This is a genomic window from Ilumatobacter fluminis, assembly GCF_004364865.1.
GTDB classification, from domain to species: Bacteria; Actinomycetota; Acidimicrobiia; order Acidimicrobiales; family Ilumatobacteraceae; genus Ilumatobacter; species Ilumatobacter fluminis.
The window spans coordinates 284448-303261 of the sequence record NZ_SOAU01000001.1 but is presented as its reverse complement, the minus strand read 5'-3'; the positions used below and the strand labels follow the sequence as shown (position 1 = coordinate 303261).

The 18814-nt window shown below is 70.1% G+C and carries 17 protein-coding genes; 7 read left to right on the top strand and 10 right to left on the bottom strand.

Going from position 1 to position 18814, the window contains the following annotated elements; all coding sequences use genetic code 11:
• Window positions 1-266: 266 nt before the first annotated feature.
• The 7 genes from BDK89_RS01320 to BDK89_RS01290 form a co-directional block, all read right to left on the bottom strand.
• Entirely contained in the window at window positions 267-1235 is a 969-nt protein-coding gene (locus BDK89_RS01320; RefSeq protein WP_166657299.1) for an MBL fold metallo-hydrolase, read from the bottom strand.
• A 2-nt stretch (window positions 1236-1237) separates the two neighbouring features.
• A complete protein-coding gene (locus BDK89_RS01315; protein WP_133867237.1) occupies window positions 1238-2176 on the bottom strand; it encodes an asparaginase in 939 nt (312 codons plus the stop codon).
• A complete protein-coding gene (locus BDK89_RS01310) occupies window positions 2173-3378 on the bottom strand; it encodes an AI-2E family transporter (protein WP_133867236.1) in 1206 nt (401 codons plus the stop codon). Before BDK89_RS01310 ends, BDK89_RS01315 begins: the two co-directional genes overlap by 4 nt.
• A gap of 49 nt (window positions 3379-3427) precedes the next feature.
• A complete protein-coding gene (locus BDK89_RS01305; protein ID WP_133867235.1) occupies window positions 3428-4642 on the bottom strand; it encodes a winged helix-turn-helix domain-containing protein in 1215 nt (404 codons plus the stop codon).
• A 95-nt stretch (window positions 4643-4737) separates the two neighbouring features.
• A complete protein-coding gene (locus BDK89_RS01300; RefSeq protein WP_243839067.1) occupies window positions 4738-5298 on the bottom strand; it encodes a peptidylprolyl isomerase in 561 nt (186 codons plus the stop codon).
• Between the two features lie 123 nt (window positions 5299-5421).
• Window positions 5422-6111 carry a hypothetical protein gene (locus tag BDK89_RS01295; RefSeq protein ID WP_133867234.1) on the bottom strand — a complete coding sequence of 230 codons (690 nt, stop codon included), beginning with the start codon at window positions 6109-6111 and terminating at the stop codon, window positions 5422-5424.
• A gap of 191 nt (window positions 6112-6302) precedes the next feature.
• A complete protein-coding gene (locus tag BDK89_RS01290; protein ID WP_133867233.1) occupies window positions 6303-6566 on the bottom strand; it encodes a hypothetical protein in 264 nt (87 codons plus the stop codon).
• Between the two features lie 325 nt (window positions 6567-6891).
• On the opposite strand from BDK89_RS01290, the gene BDK89_RS01285 reads away from it, so the two are divergent.
• From BDK89_RS01285 to BDK89_RS01255, 7 genes are all read left to right on the top strand, one after another.
• Window positions 6892-7614 carry a hypothetical protein gene (locus tag BDK89_RS01285; protein ID WP_133867232.1) on the top strand — a complete coding sequence of 241 codons (723 nt, stop codon included), beginning with the start codon at window positions 6892-6894 and terminating at the stop codon, window positions 7612-7614.
• An 86-nt stretch (window positions 7615-7700) separates the two neighbouring features.
• On the top strand, window positions 7701-9773 hold the full coding sequence (locus BDK89_RS01280) for an ATP-binding protein (RefSeq protein WP_133867231.1): 2073 nt from the start codon (window positions 7701-7703) through the stop codon (window positions 9771-9773).
• Complete coding sequence (locus BDK89_RS01275; protein WP_208293916.1) at window positions 9770-10435, top strand: response regulator; 666 nt, start codon at window positions 9770-9772, stop codon at window positions 10433-10435. Before BDK89_RS01280 ends, BDK89_RS01275 begins: the two co-directional genes overlap by 4 nt.
• 58 nt (window positions 10436-10493) lie before the next feature.
• On the top strand, window positions 10494-11288 hold the full coding sequence (locus BDK89_RS01270; RefSeq protein ID WP_166657298.1) for an LLM class flavin-dependent oxidoreductase: 795 nt from the start codon (window positions 10494-10496) through the stop codon (window positions 11286-11288).
• Window positions 11289-11344: 56 nt separating this feature from the next.
• The gene (radA, locus tag BDK89_RS01265) at window positions 11345-12685 is read left to right on the top strand and encodes a DNA repair protein RadA (protein ID WP_243839066.1); all 1341 of its coding nucleotides are present in this window, start codon (window positions 11345-11347) and stop codon (window positions 12683-12685) included.
• A 69-nt stretch (window positions 12686-12754) separates the two neighbouring features.
• The gene (disA, locus tag BDK89_RS01260; protein ID WP_133867229.1) at window positions 12755-13828 is read left to right on the top strand and encodes a DNA integrity scanning diadenylate cyclase DisA; all 1074 of its coding nucleotides are present in this window, start codon (window positions 12755-12757) and stop codon (window positions 13826-13828) included.
• Window positions 13829-13856: 28 nt separating this feature from the next.
• The gene (locus BDK89_RS01255) at window positions 13857-14162 is read left to right on the top strand and encodes a Dabb family protein (protein WP_133867228.1); all 306 of its coding nucleotides are present in this window, start codon (window positions 13857-13859) and stop codon (window positions 14160-14162) included.
• Window positions 14163-14178: 16 nt separating this feature from the next.
• On the opposite strand, the gene BDK89_RS01250 is transcribed toward BDK89_RS01255, so the two are convergent.
• The 3 genes from BDK89_RS01250 to BDK89_RS01240 all read right to left on the bottom strand — a co-directional run bounded on the left by BDK89_RS01250 (window position 14179) and on the right by BDK89_RS01240 (window position 18756).
• Window positions 14179-14409: a hypothetical protein gene (locus BDK89_RS01250; RefSeq protein ID WP_133867227.1), complete on the bottom strand. Its 231-nt coding sequence runs from the start codon at window positions 14407-14409 to the stop codon at window positions 14179-14181.
• Between the two features lie 6 nt (window positions 14410-14415).
• Entirely contained in the window at window positions 14416-15345 is a 930-nt protein-coding gene (locus BDK89_RS01245) for an alpha/beta fold hydrolase (RefSeq protein WP_133867226.1), read from the bottom strand.
• 165 nt (window positions 15346-15510) lie between these two features.
• Window positions 15511-18756 carry a LysM peptidoglycan-binding domain-containing protein gene (locus BDK89_RS01240; RefSeq protein ID WP_133867225.1) on the bottom strand — a complete coding sequence of 1082 codons (3246 nt, stop codon included), beginning with the start codon at window positions 18754-18756 and terminating at the stop codon, window positions 15511-15513.
• Window positions 18757-18814: the final 58 nt, after the last annotated feature.

Sequence of the window (18814 nt, the reverse complement as noted above, 5' to 3'; positions counted from 1 at the left end):
CAAAGCGATATTGCACGCGGGGCACCGAAAACAGCGAATTGACCACATGTAGCGTTCGACGCACCACAGCACGTCGATGAAACGTCAAGGTTCTTGAGAGAAATCCACCGTCCGGGTGATTCTCCGTGCTAAGGCGTCGCCGGGCCCGGCCAGCCCCGATCTCGCGTTGGTCGCCAGGGTCGAGACGGCACGCTCCGCCCCCGTCCGGGCCCGGTTCAGCGCCATCGCCTCACCCTCGAGCAGAGGTCGAGGGTGCTGTTCGGCGATCAGACAGCTCGGTAGTGCGCGTCGATGACGGCGAGTCCGCCACCGTCGACCGCGACGAGACCGTCGTCGACCAGCTTCGTGAGGTGGCCCCACACACTGTGACGCGCCGGCTTGTGGAGCTCGGGTCTGACATCGGTGTAGAGCACCTCGACGATCTCGCGGGCGGTCGTCTTGCCGGCACGGATCTGCGCGAGCACGGCAGCTTCGCGAGCGAGTCGATGGTCGACGAGTGCGGACACGTACGTGCGTGCGTCGGCGCGCTGCGGGCCGTGGGTCGGCCACAGCACCGCGTCGCCGCGACCGGCGACCTTGCGGAGCGAGTCGATGTAGGCGGTCATGTCGCCGTCGGGCGGTGAGACGACGGTCGTGCTCCACCCCATCACGTGGTCGCCGCTGAACAACGTCGACTCCTCGTCGAGTGTCCAGCAGGTGTGGTTCGAGGTGTGGCCCGGCGTGTGGACGGCGCGCATCGTGACGCCGCCGCCGGACACGACGAGGTCGCCGTCGACGACCGCATGATCGGGCGTGAAGTCGAAGTCGGTCGACTCCTCGATCGCCACCGGTTCCCCGCCGGCGCCGTCGTCGGTGCCGTCGTCGTGTTCATCGCGTTCGGGCGGAGGCACCATCGCCGGGTCGGGTTCGGGATGCGGCCCGAATGCGAACGTCGGCGCGTCGTACTCGTCGCGCATCCATGCGGCGAGCGGTGAGTGATCGGCGTGGCAGTGGGTCACGAGGATCGCACGCACCCGCTCCCCTTCCAGCGCTGCGGCCAGCGCGTCCCGGTGCGAGTCGATCGACGGTCCTGGGTCGATCACGACGACGTCGCCGTGCCCGACGAGGTAGGTGCCGGTGCCGTGGTAGGTGAACTTCGACGGGTTGTTCGCGATGACGCGTCGGACGAGCGGCGTGACCTGATCGACCGTGCCGTACTCGAACTCGTCGAGCGAGCGGAACTCGGGGGCCGCCACGGTCAGCCTCCGCCGACGAGTGGACGGAGCTGGCCGACCGACCGTCCGTGCCCCTTGATCGGATCGCCGATCGCAACGGCATCGACGTCGTGGCCGACAGCCGCGAGCGCCGAAGCCGCGACGACGCCGGCGGCGCGTGCGGCACCGTCGGCGATCTTGACCGCGACCGCGGTGCCGTCGGGCAGACCCGCGGCAAAGACACCCTCGGCACCCTCCTTGGCCATGGCGTCGGGCAGCTGGGCGACGAGACGGGCCGACGCCCGGTCGGGGCCACCGACGAGTTCGGGGAAGCGGTGCATGGCGTCCCACACCTCGCCGCGGTCGTGGGCGAGGGTGGCGAACGAGCGGGCGAGACCGGAGAGCGACACGACGTGGGCCGGGGCACCGCACCCGTCGATGCCGATGTGGGCGACCGTTCCCATCAGTTGCTCGACGCGTGAAGTGATCAGCAGCTGGAGTGGATGGTCGGGGTGCAGATAGCCCTCGGTCGGCCAGTCGTTGATGAGGCACGTCGCCACCATCGTGGCGTGCTTGCCCGAGCAGTTCATGAACAGCGCCGTTCGATGCGCGCCGGCGGCGATGACCGCCTCGGCGGCACTCTGTTCGAGCGGCCAGTCGGGCGTGTTGCCGAGCGCCGACTCGTCGAGCCCCGCGTCGGCGAGGATGCTGCGCACCACCTCGAGATGCACCGGCGAACCGTCGTGGCTGGCGCACGCAAGAGCGAGCTGCTCGGGGGTGCCGGTCCAGCCACCGCCGAGCATGGCGTCGGCCTGGGCCGGCTTCATCGACGAGCGCGGGTAGATCTCGACGTCGTGATCACCCGCGCAGAACGCGACGTCGCCGTCGGGGTCGAGCACGACGACCGCGCCGAAGTGGCACGACTCGTCGACACCCGAACGGTCGGTGATGGCAACGGGGACGAAGGCGTCGGCGATGGTCATGTCGAATCACCCGTGCGCGGTGGTCGCCCGGGTAATCGCATCTCGGTCAGCTGACTCTCGATCACTTCGTGACGCTGGCCCCATCCCCCGATGATGGCCTGCAACATCGCTGCCGCGGGTAACGCGAGCACCGCCCCCGCGGCGCCGAGCAGTGAGAAGCCGGCCAGCGCCGATCCGAACGCGACGGCCGGATGCAGCTCCATCGTGCGGGCGGTGATGCGGGGAGCGAAGAAGTAGTTCTCGACCTGCTGGTACACGATGATGAATCCCAGCACGATCGCTGCCTTCACCGGCGAGTCGAGGAACGTGATCAACACCGGCAACACGCCGGCGATGTACGTGCCGACGACCGGCAGGAACTGGCTGACCAGGCCGACCCACAGCGCCAACGGGATCGGCGCCTGGATGGCCGCGGCCTGGAACACGATCCAGTGGAAGAACGCCGACAGGAGGGCGAGCAGCAGCCGGGAGTAGAGGTAGCCGCCGGTCTTGTTGATCGCCAGTTCCCACGCTGCGAGCACCTGCCGCTGCCGGTCGGGGCGCAGACGCGAGCAGATCGATCGCCGGAAGCGCGGGCCGTCGGCGACGAGGTAATACGTGAACAGCAGGATCGAGAAGAACGCGAGCAGGCCGTTGAGGGCCTGGAGCGACAGTTCGATCGCGTTGTCCTGTTGGGCGTCGATGAACTGCTGCACCCGGCCGTCGGGGTCGTTGAACTCGTCGACGATCTCCTGCGCGTCGAGTTCGGTGCCGAACAGGTCGTTCACCCGGTCGACGGAGTCGGTGATGTAGTCCTCGGAGTTGTTGAGCAGGTCGACCAGCTGGGTGCCGACGAGGGTGCCGATCGCGCCGACGAACACGGCGGTGAGCAGCAGGAAGCCGAGCATGATCGAGGCGGTCGCACTCCCGCGCCGCCAGCCGCGCCGGGCGAGGCGATTGACGCCGGGTTCGATCGCAAGAGCGAGGAACAGCGAGATGAGCAGGAGCAGCGTGAGCCCCTGCAGCTGGCTCCACAGGTGACCGGCGACCGCCACGGCGAGGAAGCCGAGCCAGAACAGGATGATCGCTCGGATGACCCATCCGGGCACGCTGCTGTCGCTGGCGGGCGGGACGGTGATGCCGTACGTGGGCTCGAACGTGTCGTCGCTCGACACGCCGCCGTCAGGACTCCGTTCATCGGGGCCGTCGGCGTCATCGGTCACGGGCCGAGCGTAGTGACGCGACCGGGGGTTGGTGTGGACCCCGGCGGCGTCAGAGCGGGGCGGCGACCGGGGTCGACGCGACCTCGGTCGCGAGGGCCGGGCTCAGGTCGCCACCGCCGACGACGGTGACCGATTCGAGCCCCAACCAGCCCGCCATCGACGCCAGCTCTCCGGCCAGCTCGTGGGCGACCTCGACCTCGGGGATGCCGGGCTCGCCCCACGCGCTCTGCACGAGCAGGGTGCGGTTCGGACGGTCGGCCTTCAGGTCGACGCGTGCCACCAGGTCGTCGCCGAGCAGGAACGGCAGCACGTAGTAGCCGAACTTGCGCTTCGGCGCCGGGGTGTAGATCTCGATCCGATAGTGGAAGCCGAACAGGCGCTCGGCGCGGTCTCGGTACCAGACGACGGGATCGAACGGGCTGAGCAGGGCCCGGTTCGGGATGCGCCGCGGGATCGGTGCGTCGGCGTGCAGGAAGCCGGGGCGGTTCCAGCCCTCGACGTCGACGGGGACGAGACGGCCTTCCTCGACGAGTTCGGCGACCAGCTCGCGGATGTCGCTCTGGCGCTGCCGGTGGTAGTCGGCGAGATCGTTGAGGGCAGCCACGCCGTAGTACGAAGCGGCCAGTTCGACCAGCGCCTTGCGGGCGTCGTGCTCGGTCGGGGTGGGCGTGGCGAGGACCTCGGCGGGGATGACCCGTTCGGCGATGTCGTACACGCGGGCGAAGTCGTTGGGCCGGCGGACGGCGGCGACGCGGCCGAAATCGAACAGGACTTCGAGCGCCACTTTGGCGTCGTCGTAGTCCCACCACGATTCCTTCTTGCCGACGCGGGTGCTGAGATCGCTGGCGAGCAGTGGGCCGCGTTCGACGACCTGGTCGTAGATCTGCTCGATGAAGTCGGCGCGCTCGGTGACGAACCGTTTGAAGCCACCCCATCGCCGGGGGTGTTGCATCGACCAGCGGTACAGGTGGTGGTGTGCGGTCGGGACGTGGCTCGCCTCGTGGACCCAGTACTCGAACAGCTCACCGTCGGCGGTGGCGTCGTCGATGAGGGTGCGCGGGTGCGGGCCGAGCCGGGCGAACAGGGGGATCTCCTGGCTGCGGCACAGGACGTTGACGGAGTCGATCTGGATCAGGCCGACCCGGTCGAGCACCTTGCGGAGGTGTCGCCGATCGACGCGCCCGGCCGGTCGCCGCTCGGCGAACCCTTGCGCCCCCAGCGCCACCCGCCGCGCCTGCGACGCCGACAACCGCTCACGCCCCATCTCGCTCCCCCTTCTCCCCCAGCCCCCGCTCGGCCAATGCGTGAACAAACTGCGGAATTATTCCGCAGTTTGTTCACGCATTCGCAGGGTTGGTGTCAGTCGTCGTGTTGGGTGATGGTGACGGAGTTGATGATGACGTCGTCGACGGGCTTGTCGCCGCCGCCGGTCTTGACCGACTGCATCTGCTCGAGCACGTCGAGGCCCTTCACGATCTTGCCGAACAGGCTGTACAGCGGCGGGAGGCCGGCGCCGCTCGGGCCCGAGATCAGGAAGAACTGGCTGCCGTTGGTGTCGGGGCCGGCGTTGGCCATGGCGACCGAGCCGATCTCGTACTGACCGGGCTTGGGCAGCTCGTCTTCGAAGCGGTAGCCCGGGCCGCCGCGGCCGGTGCCGGTGGGGTCGCCACCCTGGCACACGAAGCCGTTGATGATGCGGTGGAAGATGATGCCGTCGAAGTAGTGGTTGAGCGCGAGGAAGACGAAGTTGTTGACCGTCTTCGGCGCCTTGATCGGATCGAGGGCGATCACGATCTCACCCATCGAGGTCGACATGTTCGCGGTGTAGCGCTTGCTGGGGTCGATGCCCATCTCGGGCGGCTCGGAGAACTTCTGCTGCTTGGGCGCGGAACCATCGAACGGAGGAAACGGAGTTGCCATGCGTCGCACCCTACCGAGGGGGTGTCACCCTTGGCGCCGCGCTGCGCCGGGTCGGGTGCCGGAGGGAACGGCGACGGCGTCGCCGTTTCCGAAGGTCACCCGACCCGGATGCCTGCAGGCCGGTCAGTTGGTGGCGTCGCGCTGGAGAGCGATGCCCGCGACGATCAGGAACAGCATCCCGGGCAGCACCGCCATGTACTGGAACGGCACCAGCTGGGTGAAGACGATCAGGCCGGTCATGACGGCCGAGAAGATCGCGAGCTTCCGACCGACGGCGCCGTGACGGAGCCCTGCGACGGCCGTGGCACCCGTGGTGAGCGCCGCGCCCGCCCAGACCCACGCCATCGTGTTGAAGATGGCGAGCTGGGCCCCGACGGTGTCGGCGTCGATCTCGTCGGCGTGCAGCAGCGAGTGGAACAGCTCGGTCGAGATGCCACCGCCGACCAGGAGCAGCGCCGACACCAGGAGCATGCCGGCGCCGGCGAGATCGGGGAGCAGGCTGCCGGCGGTGACGTGACCGCCGAGGCGTCGACGCAACCCGAGGCCGAACACGGCGACGAGGAGCGCTATGGCGACCGATCCGGTCTGGAACGCCCAGGCCCAGCCGGCCTTGCCGTCGAGTTGGTCGAGGACTCGCTGGTTGTCGATGAGGTCGTCGGTGGACGTCATGAGCCCGCCGGTGATGACGACGAACACGGGGATGGTGAGGAGGCCGGCGACCCAGCCGGCGATCGCCCAGCCGGGTCGGGTCGGCGTCGTCGACTCGGTGGGGGACGGGATGGTCAGGTGGGTGGGGTCGATGGTGGTGGACATGGTGGTTCCTTCGTGGGTCTGATTGGTTGTTTGGTGGTGAGCACTCGGTGTGAGTGCGTTCGTCTCGCTGTCGGGACGACGTCATCGAACGACGCCCGCCGTCCCGATGGCGAGAGGCGCGGGTCCCGGTCGGCTGGGAGATGCGCCCGGGACCCGTGCCGGTCAGGGCGCCGCGGTGTCGACGCAGTCGGTCACGCCAGGAGCGCAATGGCGCCCGTCGCGTCGCCGGCCGGATCGGCTGGCGGATCGGCTGGCGTTTCGGCGCCGGTCTCGTAGCAGTCGGCGTCGCCGACCGGGCAGGCCGCTCCGGCCGGGTCGACGGCGTCGGTCGGTACGTCGGACGGTGCGTCGGTCGTGTCGACGACCGGGTCGCGGTCGGCGTCGTCGTCGGTGCCGCATCCGGCCGTGCCGATGAACAGGAGTCCGGCGGCGATGGCGCTGATGATTCGGGTCATGGGTGGTTCCTCTCGTGGGTGGGCAGTGCCCGTGGCGCTCGCCGGACGTTCCGGTGAGTCGGGCCGTTCGGACGCCGCCGACGGCCGGTCGGTTCCGCCCGCTTCCGTCGCTGCGGAGCGGTGTCCCGGGTCGACGTGGTCGACCGGGTCGCTCCCACCCCGGTCCACGCCCGGCGCTGCGGGCCGGCACCGCGACCATCGAGCGCTCGATTGTCCCGGCCGGATCTCCCGGTCGACCGGGACACGGTCCACTGGGCCGGGGGACGCCGGGCGTCGGATCGTGGAGCAGTCGAGCCGGACGGTCCGGTCGACGAAAGGAATCAGCATGTCCCCCACCCGTTCCAGCGCCCGTCTCGTCGGCGGTGCCCTGTTGCTCGCCGCCGTCGCCACCGCATGCGGCGACGACGCCGAGTCGATGTCGACCGCGGCGTGCGATCGATACGCCGAGCTCCAGGCCGGCTTCTTCGGCGATCCGAGTGCGCTCGGCGCCGCTGCCACGGCGTTCGGCGAGGCTGCGCCCGACTCGCTCGAGGAGGACGTCGGCGTCGTCGTCGCCGCGTTCAACAGTGACGACCCGAGTGCGATGTCGACTCCCGAGTTCGCCGCCGCCAACGAGCGCGTCGGCGCCGCCGTGTTCGACGACTGTGATTCGGTCGTCGCACTCGACGTGTCCGGGATCGACTACGCCTTCGACGGACTCCCGTCCTCGATCTCGTCGGGACGTGTCGCCGTGCGGTTGGCGAACGACACCGCTTCGGGTCAACCCCACGAGCTGGTCATCCTGACGGGCGCCGACGGTCAGGCCGCCGACGAGCTCCGCGACCTGCCGATGGAGCAGCTGATGCAGCAGGCCCGGCCGGTCGGGCTGGTCTTCGTCGAGCAGCCGGGCGCCGCCGCGACGACGCTGGTCGATCTCGAGCCGGGCTCGTACCTCGTGATCTGCACCCTGCCGGTCGCCGAGAACGGTGAACAGCCCGACGGCGACGCGCCGCCGACCGACACCCACGCCCATCACGGCATGGTCACGACCCTCACGGTCGAGGCCTGACCGGGCTCCGGAACCGGCTGTTCACCCCTCCCCGCCGAGAGTACGATCCCGTGCCACGAACCGTCAGCCGCCGTCGTTGGTCGAACATGACCCGCGCCGCTGAGCCCCGGCGCGAGCCCGCCCCGGTCGAGCACGACGGTCATCCGGTCGTCGCCACCGTGTTGTTGGTCGCCACCTACCTGATCGCGGCGCTGGCGATCGGGCTGTACGCGGCGGTGCAGCCGCCGTGGCACGTCGGCCAGTGGTACTTCCTCGTCGACCTGGCCGACGCGATCGTCTACGGAGCCGTGGGCTGGGTGCTGCTGACCCGGGTCGATCGCCCGGTCGTGTGGATCGTCGTGGTCACCGCGCTCGGCGGGGCGGTGGCCGCGGCATCGTCCCAGTGGACACAGTTCCAGCCCGACCATCCCGACCTGCCGACGCTCGCTCTGTTCTCGTCGGCGCAGAGCTGGGCGTGGATCCCCGGCACGCTGGGCATGATCCTGGTCGCGCCATGGCTCGTCCGTCGCCGACCACTCGACGTCGTCGGGAAGATCGGGATCGCAGCCGGCACGGCGGTGACGGTCGGCTTCGTGCTCGAGCGGTGGACCGACCCGTATCCGTGGCCCGACGGCCCGTCGGTGATGCCGCTCGCGGTCGAGAGCGAGTGGTGGGTCGATCAGCTCGACTGGATCGAACGCGGCTTCATGATCGCGATCGTGGTCGTCGGCCTGGCCGCGGCGGCGGACGTCGCCCGGCGTTGGCGTCGGCTCGACGGGCTCGACGAGCGGCGGGGTCTCGGGTGGCTCGCCGTGGGTGGGGCGCTGATGACGTTGGCGTTCCTCCCGCTCGCCTTGCCTGCGGCGTGGATCGAGCCGCTCCCGGTGTGGACGACGCCGTTGCTGCACCTCGTGTCGCAACTGTTCTTCCCGGCCGCGCTGCTGGTGGCCGTGCTCGGGCAGCGCCTGTGGGGTGTCCGCATCGCCGTCAGCCGGGCCGTCGGCTGGTCGCTGCTCACCGCCACCTTGTTGTTCGCCTACGTCGCCACCGTCGCGGCGATCGGGTTGCTGCTGCCCGACCTGACGGCGGGGGTCGGACGGGTCGTCGCCGCTGCGCTGGTCGCCGCCGCGGTCGAACCGGTGCGCCGGTGGGTGCAGCGGCGTGTCGACCGCCTCGTCCACGGCGACGCGCACGAACCGCTCAACGCGGTCGCTCGGATCGGTGGCCGCCTGACGTCGCCGCGCGACCCGGAGCTGCTGTTGTCGAGCCTGCTCGAGGGCGTGGTCGAATCGTTGCGACTGGCGGGCGCGGCGATCGACGTGACGGCGGACGGCCACCCGGGCACCCTCACCGTCGGCACGGTCGGTGATCCCGACGACGTCGCCTTGCCGTTATTGGTCGACGACGAGTTGGTGGGCGCGTTGACCGTCAGCCCGCGTCCGGGCGAGCGCCTCGACCAGCGGACCCGTCGAGCGCTCGACTCGCTCCTGCCGACACTCGCCGTCGCCGCACTGTTGGCCGTGAAGGTCGGAGAGCTCGCCGAGTCGCGCTCCCGGCTGATGACCGCGCGTGACGAGGAACGGCGGGCGATCCGACGTGAGCTGCACGACGGGTTCGGTCCGGCACTCGCCGGCATCGGCTACGGGCTGAGCGCCGTGCGGAACCTGATCCGCACCGATCCGGACCGGGCGCTCGAGCTGCTCGATCGGCTGGGCAACGAGATCGACGCCCGGGTCGAGGACGTCCGAACCCTCGCGCGCGACCTCGTCCCGCCGGTGCTGATCGAACTCGGGTTGGTCGCCGCACTGCAGGAGCTGGCGGCGCGTCATCGTGCGAGCGGGGTCAGCTTCGTCGTCGACACCGACCAGCAGCTCGACGTGCCGACCGCGATGGCCACCACCCTCTACGGGCTGATCGCCGAGGCCGTGCGCAACGTGGTGCGCCACGCCGACGCGTCCCGGTGCACGATCACGGTTCGGTCCGACGGCTCGACGATCGTCGCCGAAGTACGCGACGACGGCGTCGGGTTCGACGACACCACCGTCAGCGGTGTCGGGCTGCAGTCGATGCGCGAACGGGCGTCGTCGCTCGGCGGATCGCTGGCCATCGACCATCCGCTCGGCGGCGGATCGGTCGTGCGGGTCGCCGTGCCGCTCCGGTCAGGGCGGGTGACGACGTGAGCGAGGCGGTGGGTGACGGCGTGCTCCGGCTCGTGGTCGTGGACGACCATCCGGTGTTCCGGATGGGCATGGTCGCGCTGCTCGCCTCGCTCGACGGGTTCGAGGTCGTGGGCGAGGCCGACGATCTGCGCGGTTCGATCGACACCGTCGTCGAGCTCCGGCCCGATGTCGTCCTGATGGATCTCAACCTGGGCGAGGAGTCGGGCGTCGTCGCGACGCGCGAGATCGTGGCCCGCTGTCCCGAGGTCGGGGTCCTGGTCGTGACCATGCTCGACGATGACGACAACGTGCTCGCTGCGCTTCGGGCCGGCGCTCGCGGATACGTGTTGAAGGGGGCCGGACCGACCGAGATCGAGCGGGCGGTGCGGGCGGTCGCCGCCGGCGAGTTGTTGCTGTCGCCGGGCGTGGCGGCCCGTGCGCTGCCGCACCTGGCGGGGACCCGGGCCCGCGCCCGGGTGTTCCCGCAGCTGACCGACCGAGAGCGCGACGTGCTCGAACTGGTGGCGCAGGGGCTCGACAACCTGACGATCGCCCGGCGTCTCGGGCTGAGCGACAAGACCGTGCGGAACAACCTGTCGAACGTCCTCAACAAGCTCGGCGTCGCCGACCGCGGCGCCGCCATCGCCCGAGCCCGCGACGCCGGCCTCGGCCACCACCCCTGATCCAGGCGCACGACTCGTCCAGCGCCAGATCGGTACGGCCCTCGCTACCGTCGTGGGGGTGAAGCACGGCATCTCCCTCCCACCGTTCGGCGAGCTGAGCGACCCGGTGGTGGTCGCCGACCTCGCGGTGCGCGCCGAACAAGCGGGTTGGGACGGGGTGTTCGTGTGGGACCACGTCATGCGCCCGGCGGACGAGACCGAGGTGATCGGCAGTCCGACCGTCAGCCTGGCCGCGATCGCCCAGGCGACGTCGAGGGTCCGGTTCGGTGCGATGGTCACGCCGATCACGCGTCGGCGACCGCAGGTGTTCGCCCGTGAGACCGTGTCGCTCGACCGGCTGAGCGGCGGTCGGCTGATCGTCGGCCTCGGACTCGGCGTCGACCGTGGCGGCGAACTCTCGGCGTTCGGCGAGGTCGACGAGCCCCGCGAGATGGGACGTCGTCTCGACGCCGGTGTCGAGTTCCTCCTCGGCGCGTGGAGCGGCGAGTACTTCTCTCGCGAGGAGGAGCCGTTCGCCCACGGTGAAGTGCGGTTCCTGCCGACACCGTTCCAGCAGCCCCACCCGCCGATCTGGTTCGCGGCGCGGGGCACGGGCAAGCCGGTTCGGCGTGCCGCTCGGTTCGGGCAGGGGCTCGACCTGATCGGCCTCGACCGCGACGGTGTCGACGAGGCGGCGGCGATCGTGCGGGAGCATCGCGGCAGCCTCGACGGGTTCGACTTCGTGTGCCCGGTCGATCCCGGCTCCGACGGCGCCCAGTGGGCCGACTCCCCCGTCACTTGGTGCATGCACGAGTTCGCCTCACCGCCCGACGTCGCCCTCGTCGAGCGGGTCGTCGCGGACGGCCCCGGCTGACCAGGGGTCGCGCGGTATCCGCAACCGTGTGACACCCCCTCGTCATGATGGCGGGCATGGCCAAGAGCAGGATCGAACACGTCTGCGGCGACTGCGGTGCGACGCACACCAAGTGGGCGGGGCAGTGCTCGTCGTGCGGGCAGTGGAACACGTTGGTCGAAGAGGTCGCCGTCGCGTCGGCGCCCACGATCCCCGCCGCCGGACCGGCCTCGCGCATCGGCGACGTCGATCCGCTCACGAGTCGGCCGCGCGCCACCTGCATCGGTGAGCTCGATCGGGTGCTGGGCGGTGGGCTGGTGGCCGGGTCGGTCACCCTGCTCGGCGGCGAGCCGGGCATCGGCAAGAGCACCCTGTTGCTGCAGCTGCTGGCGGCGTTCGGCGGCACCGCCCTCTACGTCACCGCCGAGGAGAGCGCCCAACAGGTGCGGCTGCGCGCCGAACGACTCGACGCGGTGCGGCCCGACCTGTGGCTGCTCGCCGAGACGGCACTCCCCCACATCCTGGCCAGCATCGACGACACCAAGCCCGACATCGTCGTGATCGACTCCGTGCAGACGGTGCACGACCCGGCGCTCGGCTCGCCGCCCGGGTCGGTGGTGCAGGTGCGCGGATGCGCTCAACAGCTGGTGAACCGGGCCAAGCAGCGCGGCGTGCCGGTCGTGCTCGTCGGCCACGTCACCAAAGAAGGGTCGCTGGCCGGACCGCGGGTGCTCGAGCACCTGGTCGACACCGTGTTGTCGTTCGAGGGCGAACGCCATCACGCGCTCCGTCTCCTGCGTGCCACCAAGCACCGGTTCGGCCCCACCAACGAACTCGGCCTGTTCGAGATGGTCGGCCACGGTCTCGAAGGGGTGCCCGACCCGAGCGAGCTGTTCCTCGGCGACCGCCGCACCGGCATCCCGGGGTCGGCGGTCGCACCGACGATCGACGGCCAGCGTCCGCTGCTGGTCGAGGTACAGGCGCTCACCACGCCGGCGCCGCCCAACGTGCCGGCGCGCCGCACCACCCAGGGCATCGACTCGAACCGGTTGGCCCTACTCCTGGCGGTGTTGCAGCAGCGGGCCCGCATCCCGACGAGCCAGACCGACGTGTACGCCTCCACCGTCGGTGGTGTGCGCCTCGCCGAGCCGGGGCTCGACCTGGCGGCGTGCCTGGCGATCGTGAGCGCCATGAACGACCGGCCGCTCCCGGCCGACATGGCGGTGTTCGGCGAGGTCGGCCTCGGCGGCGAGATCCGCCAGGTGGCCCACACGCCACGCCGCCTGGCCGAGGCGGCCCGGCTCGGGTTCCGGCGCGTGATCGGTCCCCGGTCGGCTCCCGACCCCGACGACGCCCACCTCCACCTGCTCCGCGCCGCCACCCTGCCCGAAGCCCTCGCCGCCGCCGGCCTCACCTGATCACCGATCGGTCATCGACAGTTCAGATTGGGGAGGCGGCGTCATGCGACCGTCACATAGAATCGGCCCATGGTGGTGACGCGCTACAGCGGAGCGAACGAGACGATGCGGAACGCGCTGTCTCGTGTCGCACCGGGGCAGCCACTCCGTGACGGCATCGATCGCATCGTCCGCTCGAAGGCGGGAGCGCTGCTCGTGTTGTCCGACGATCCCGAAGTGCTCGCCATCTGTTCGGGCGGCTTCCTGGTCGACTCGCCGTTCAGCCCGCAGCGTCTCAGCGAGCTGGCGAAGATGGACGGCGCGATCATCATCACCGAAGACGGCGGCCGTATCGCACGCGCCAACGTCCACCTGGTGCCCGACCCGACGGTGCCCACCAGCGAGACCGGCACCCGTCACCGCACCGCCGAACGAGTCGCCCGTTCGCTCGACGTGCCCGTCATCTCCGCGTCGGAGGAGATGGGCGTCATCAACGTGTACGCCGGCGGCACGAAGCGTCAGCTGCAAGAGATCGGGCCGCTGCTCGACCGGGCGAACCAGGCCCTGCAGACGCTCGAGCGCTACAAGGTCCGCCTCGACGACGCGATCGCGAAGTTGACGTCGCTCGAGATCGAAGACGTGGTGACGGTTCGCGACATGGTGAGCGTCGTGCAGCGAGGTGAGATGGTGCACCGCATCGCCGACGAGATCGAGACGATGATCGTCGAGCTCGGTGTCGACGCCCGTCTCCTCCGGCTCCAGCTCGACGAGATCTACAGCGACATCGACGACGAACTCGATCTGGTCATCGCCGACTATCTGCCGCCTGCCCGCCACGTCGACGACACGCTCGGCGAGATGGCCCGCCTGCGCGACGACGACGTGCTCGACGCCCGCATGGCGTTGACGAGCATGCACCTCGGCGACGTCGATCTCGACGACGACATCTCGCCGCGCGGCCTGCGCCTGCTGCGCCGGGTGAGCACCCTCCCGGCCGACGTCGCCGCTCGCATCGTGAACGACTTCGGCGATCTGGCCCGGTTGCAGCGTGCGACGGTCGACGACCTGATGGACGTCGACGGTGTCGACGCAGCGATCGCCGGCACGGTGCGCGATACCCTCCAGCGCGTCGCCGAGAACACCATCCTCGATCAGTACCACTGATCGGGCCAGCGCCCCGGAGGTCGCCCGCATGCCATTCCGCCACGTCGTCATGTTCGAGTTCGACGAGCACGTCGACGACGAGCACATCGAGCGGCTGCGTGACGCGTTGAGTGCGCTGCCGCCCGAGATCGAGGAGATCCGCAGCTACGTGCACGGCCGCGACGTGAACATCTCCGAGGGCAACTACGACTACGTCGTGGTGGCCGACTTCGACAACGTTCACGGCTTCATCGCCTACCGAGACCACCCGAAGCACGTCCTCGTCATCGAGGAGCTCATCAAGGGCCACGTCGTCAACCGAGCCGCCGTCCAGTACCAATACGGCGCCCACTGACGACGAACGGGGACGGTCAGCGACCGCGGCGCCGGGGTGTTGCGTACGCACGCATGAACACCCGGTCGAGCCACAGGCACAGCAGGCCCACGACCACGAACACCGCGGCCGGGATGAACAGGTTGGCGGGACGGTCGGTCTCCCGAAGCCGGGACGCGAGCTCCAGCCCCGCCATGAGGACGGCAGCGCCCAGGCAGATCCAGCCAGAGATCCGGGCCTTGGTCGATGCCAGCGGGCGCTCGGCCATGGTGCGTCAGTGCAGGGCCGGGTCGGGGAGGCGGGACGAGCGGATCTGGTCCGCTTCGGGGACCGGTTCGTCGTTCAGCCAGGCGGCGAGCATGGCGTTGACCTCTTCGGGCGCTTCCTGCTGGACCCAGTGCGAGACCCCCGGCAGGAACCGCAGGGTGAGGTTCCGCACGTATTCGTCGGTGCCGTCGGTCGTCTCCTTCGAGAGGGCGCCGTCTTCTTCGCCCCAAATCATCAGCGTCGGTGTGTCGACGGAGGCGAGCACCTCCTTGCGTGCCGTGCGGGCGCCGCGGACGAGCGCCCGGTAGTAGTTCACCATCGCCGTCATCGCGCCGGGCCGCTGCGCGGCGCGACGGAACTCGTCGGTGATCTCCGGCGGGAACCGGTTCGGGTCCCGCGTCGAACTGGTGAACACCTCGGCGATCGGTCGTGCGTCGTTGCGGAGGAGCATCCACTCGGGCAGCTTCGGGATCTGGAAGAAGAAGATGTACCACGACTTGCGGAGCTGCCTGAACCGGCGCAGTTCGCGCTGGCCACAGGTGGGATGCGGCACGTTCATGATGACGAGCCGTTCGAGCGGACGCACCTTGCGGATGGCGAACATCCACGCCTGGATGGCGCCCCAGTCGTGCGCCATGAGCGTGACCCGTTCGTGGCCCGACAGGTCGATCAGTGCACCGAGATCGTCGAGCAGATGATCGATCGAATAGTCGGACACCTTGGGCGGCTTGTCGGAGTTGCGGTAGCCGCGGGTGTTCGGCGCCCACACCTCGTACCCCATCTCGGCGAGCATCGGGATCTGGAATCGCCACGAGAACGCCGACTCCGGGAACCCGTGCACCAGCAACGCCAGCCCACGTTCCCCGCCCGGGTTGGCGACGGCGACTTCGAGCTCGACCCCGTTCACCGTCTTGGTCTCGTACACCAACGGATCCATCCCCGGACCGTACCCAACCCGTCGGATGAGGTCAGACCCCAACCGACGGAACGCACGTCGGATGAGGTCGGACCCCAACCGACATCGCAGGACTGCGCACCCCGGCACGGTCGTCGGTTGGGGTCTGACCTCATCCGACGATCCCTGTAGGCGAGGCGCCACCGGCTACAGGAGTTCGCGGCGGAGGTCGAGCATCTTGGGGCTGGGTTCGCCGTCGCTCCATGGGTCGGTGGTGATCGCTCGCTCGTAGCTCTCCCACTCGTGGCGGATGCCGGCCCGGTCGCCGACCTTGGCGTAGGCGCGCATGCGGACGGCGATCATCTCCTCGTGGGCGGGCAGTACCTGCAGGCCCCGGCTCGTCGCCTCGAACACACCGTCGACGTCACCGAGCGACAGGCAGTGGTCGGCGAGCGCCGACGTGAGGGTGATGGCGCGCAGCACGAGCGCCGACGTGATCCCCTCGGCGTCGGGCCACAGGTACGACGTGCCCTCGAACGGAACGCTCCGGATCCAGTCGAGCGCTCCCCGCAGGGTTTCGATCGCCTGAGCCGGCGGCTGGAGGCGGGCAGCGTCGAGTGCGTGCTCGACGAGATCGACGTCGGACACCACCAGAGGGTGCAGCGGGAGCGAGTCGGTCATCGTGCGCCCCAGCCATTCCTCGCCGTCGGGCGGCTCGACGCAGCGGGCCATCGCCCGACGCGCCTCGGACACGACGTTGGAGAAGGTGGCGTCACGGACATCGAGTTCCCAGAGCGCCGCCCTGGCGTTCGAACGGGTCGAGCGATCGCGGTGCGTCGCCAACCACGCGATGAGCTCCTTCGTCTTGGATCGTTCGAACTCGACCTCGCGACCGTCGGTCGACTCCACCGACACCGGTCCGAGCAGGCGAACGACGAGGGCGTGCTCGAGCGGCGCGACCGCCGGCTCGCCGGCCTCGGGCACCGCACCCTCGTCCGACGATGGCTCGTCAATTCCGATCGGTGCCGACTCGTCGAAGTCCTGCGGCGCCATGGTGCGGTCGTCGTCCAGCTCGATGATCGGTTCGGGCTCGGCGACGTCGACGACGGCGGCGAGCGCGGCGACGTCGTCGGCGCTCAATCCGATCGGGGTCAGGCGCACCCCGAGCGGCCGGAGCACCCACGAGCCCGTCTCGGGCGCCAGCCGCGAGGACGGCCCATGGATCGGCGAGGCCGACACCACGGCGAGGCCGGTGCGATTGTCGGGTGGCGTCACGGTGCCGGCCGCGGCCCCGGCCAGCACGACCGCCGGTTCCCAGGTCTCACCGGACGTGACCCGGGCGCGCAGATCGAACGTCGACCGGTCGGCTCGTGCGGTCGAACCGATGGCGTCAGCGGCGGTCGAGAAGGCTGCTTGCACGCTCCGTGCGGGCCGGTGATTGCGATGGCCGAGGAATGCATCGTCCGCGACGCCGACACCGACGAGGGTCGTGACCTCGGCCAGCACCGACGCGGCCAACGTGGCCGCAACAGCGGCGACGATCGCGTCGGCGGCCGCTCCGGGCCCGCCGACCTCGATCGCCTCGAGCGCTTCGAGGTCGACGTACAGGTCTCGCCCGTCGTCGCACGTCCCGAGCTGGACGAGGGTCGGGCACGGTGCACCGACCCGCCGGGCCTCCGGGGCGAGCAACTCGATGGGCGTGCTCGCCGGCAGGAGCCAGCGATGGGGCTCGGCGCCGGCCTCCCACGGCGCGTCGAGTTCACAGCCGGTCGATGCCCACAGCTCGACGTCACCGTCGGGTCCGACGGCGACGGCAAGGACGCGGGCACTCTGGTCGACGAGGGGCATGGCGGCAGCCCGGATGGCGATGTCGACCCGGGCGAATCGGTCGCCGGCGTCGATCGTGCGCAGCGCGCGTTCGGCCCGCACGACCTCGGGTCGCGGTTGTGGCAGGCAAGAGTTCGGCGGCGCCTGACGCATGCGGCGACGGCGAAGCACGGCGAGCAGGGTGAGCACACCCGCCGACAACATCGCTGCCCGTTCGAGGGTGAGCAGCTCGACGGCCGACTCGTCGGGTTCGGCGTCAGTGCCGGTGTCCGGCCGAACGCTCGGCGCGACCGGCGGTGCCGCGACCGCCGGTTCGGGCAGCCCGTCGGACGCTGCTCGGTCGACGGTCGCGTCGGGTCGTGCCTCGTCCGTCGGTCGGTCGGCTGCCCGCTCGACGGCATCGTCGGTCGCGCCGTCCGCTGCGTCGTCGGCGGAGACCGGTTGCATGGCAGTCGTCGACACCCATGCGTTGTCCCGCTGCGACGGCGCCGGTGGGTCGTGTTGTTCGACGTCGTCGACGAACTCGGCGTCTGCCGGAGCGTCCGACTCGACGATCACCGCTGGCGCCTCGGACTGCTCGGACACGGCGCCGGCGTCGTCGTCGGTCAGCGCTCGGTCGGTGGGCAGGTCGAGGTTCCAGCCGGGCTGGATCATGTCGGGGTCCGACAGCTGCCGTCCGTCGTCGAAGGTGCGCCCCTCGTTGGCCTCGTAGATCTCAGGCCACCGGGAGGCGTCGCCCAACTCGTCCTCGGCGATCGACCACAACGTCTCGCCCTCGTCGACCACGTGCGCTGCTGCCGTCACCGTGTCGGACGACGGCGATGGCGTGCCAGGCGGCAGCTGGAGCACCCAGCCGACGTCGATGTAGGCGGCGTTCGAGAACATCTGGCCGTCGACCATCCGTTGCCCGAGGTTGAGGTCGAGGATGCTGTTCGCCAACGCCGAGATCGACGCCTGATCGGGGCCTGCCAGTCGCTCGGCGATGCCGTACACCGAGTCGCCCGGCCGGACCGTGTACGACCCGGTGGCGTCGGAAGCCGGTGCCGACCGTCCCGGTGCAGGCGCTGCCTCGACGTTGCCACCCACCGCCGGCGCAGCAGCGACGGTCGGCGGAACGGCCGAGTCGATCCATGCGTTGTCCGGACGCGCCTCGACCGTTGCCGGCGCACGCCCCTCGGGCAGGCGCAGCGGCGAGTCGTCGGCGATCGCCGTCGACGACGAGAGCATCGGCACGACGACCAACAACCCGGCGGCGATGATCCGGGCCAGGTCTTGTGATGGGCCGAGACCGCGCACCCGCGGCATGGCGATACCGGCGTGGCGCACCATGTGCACCAGTTCGGCGACCACGGTGACGAGCAACACGATCACGACGAGCCACACGACGGTCAGCGACGAACGGATCACGATGTCGGCGATCGTCGACTCCGACAGCCGCTCGGTGAGCGCATCGCCGATCGTCGATGCGCTCCAGTCGCCGACCGGCGGCATCGCCGACCACGGCGCCGGCCCACCGAAGCGCCGGTTCGCCGCCCAGATCAGCAGCCACGGCACGACGACCGCCACGAGTACGAGCAGGACGAGGGCGCGGAGGAACGAGGAGAGCTTCGAGGTCGTCGAGTTCATCCCATGGCACCTCGCGGAGTCGGTCGTTCACCCACAGGAAGGTGATGAGGAACCCGAA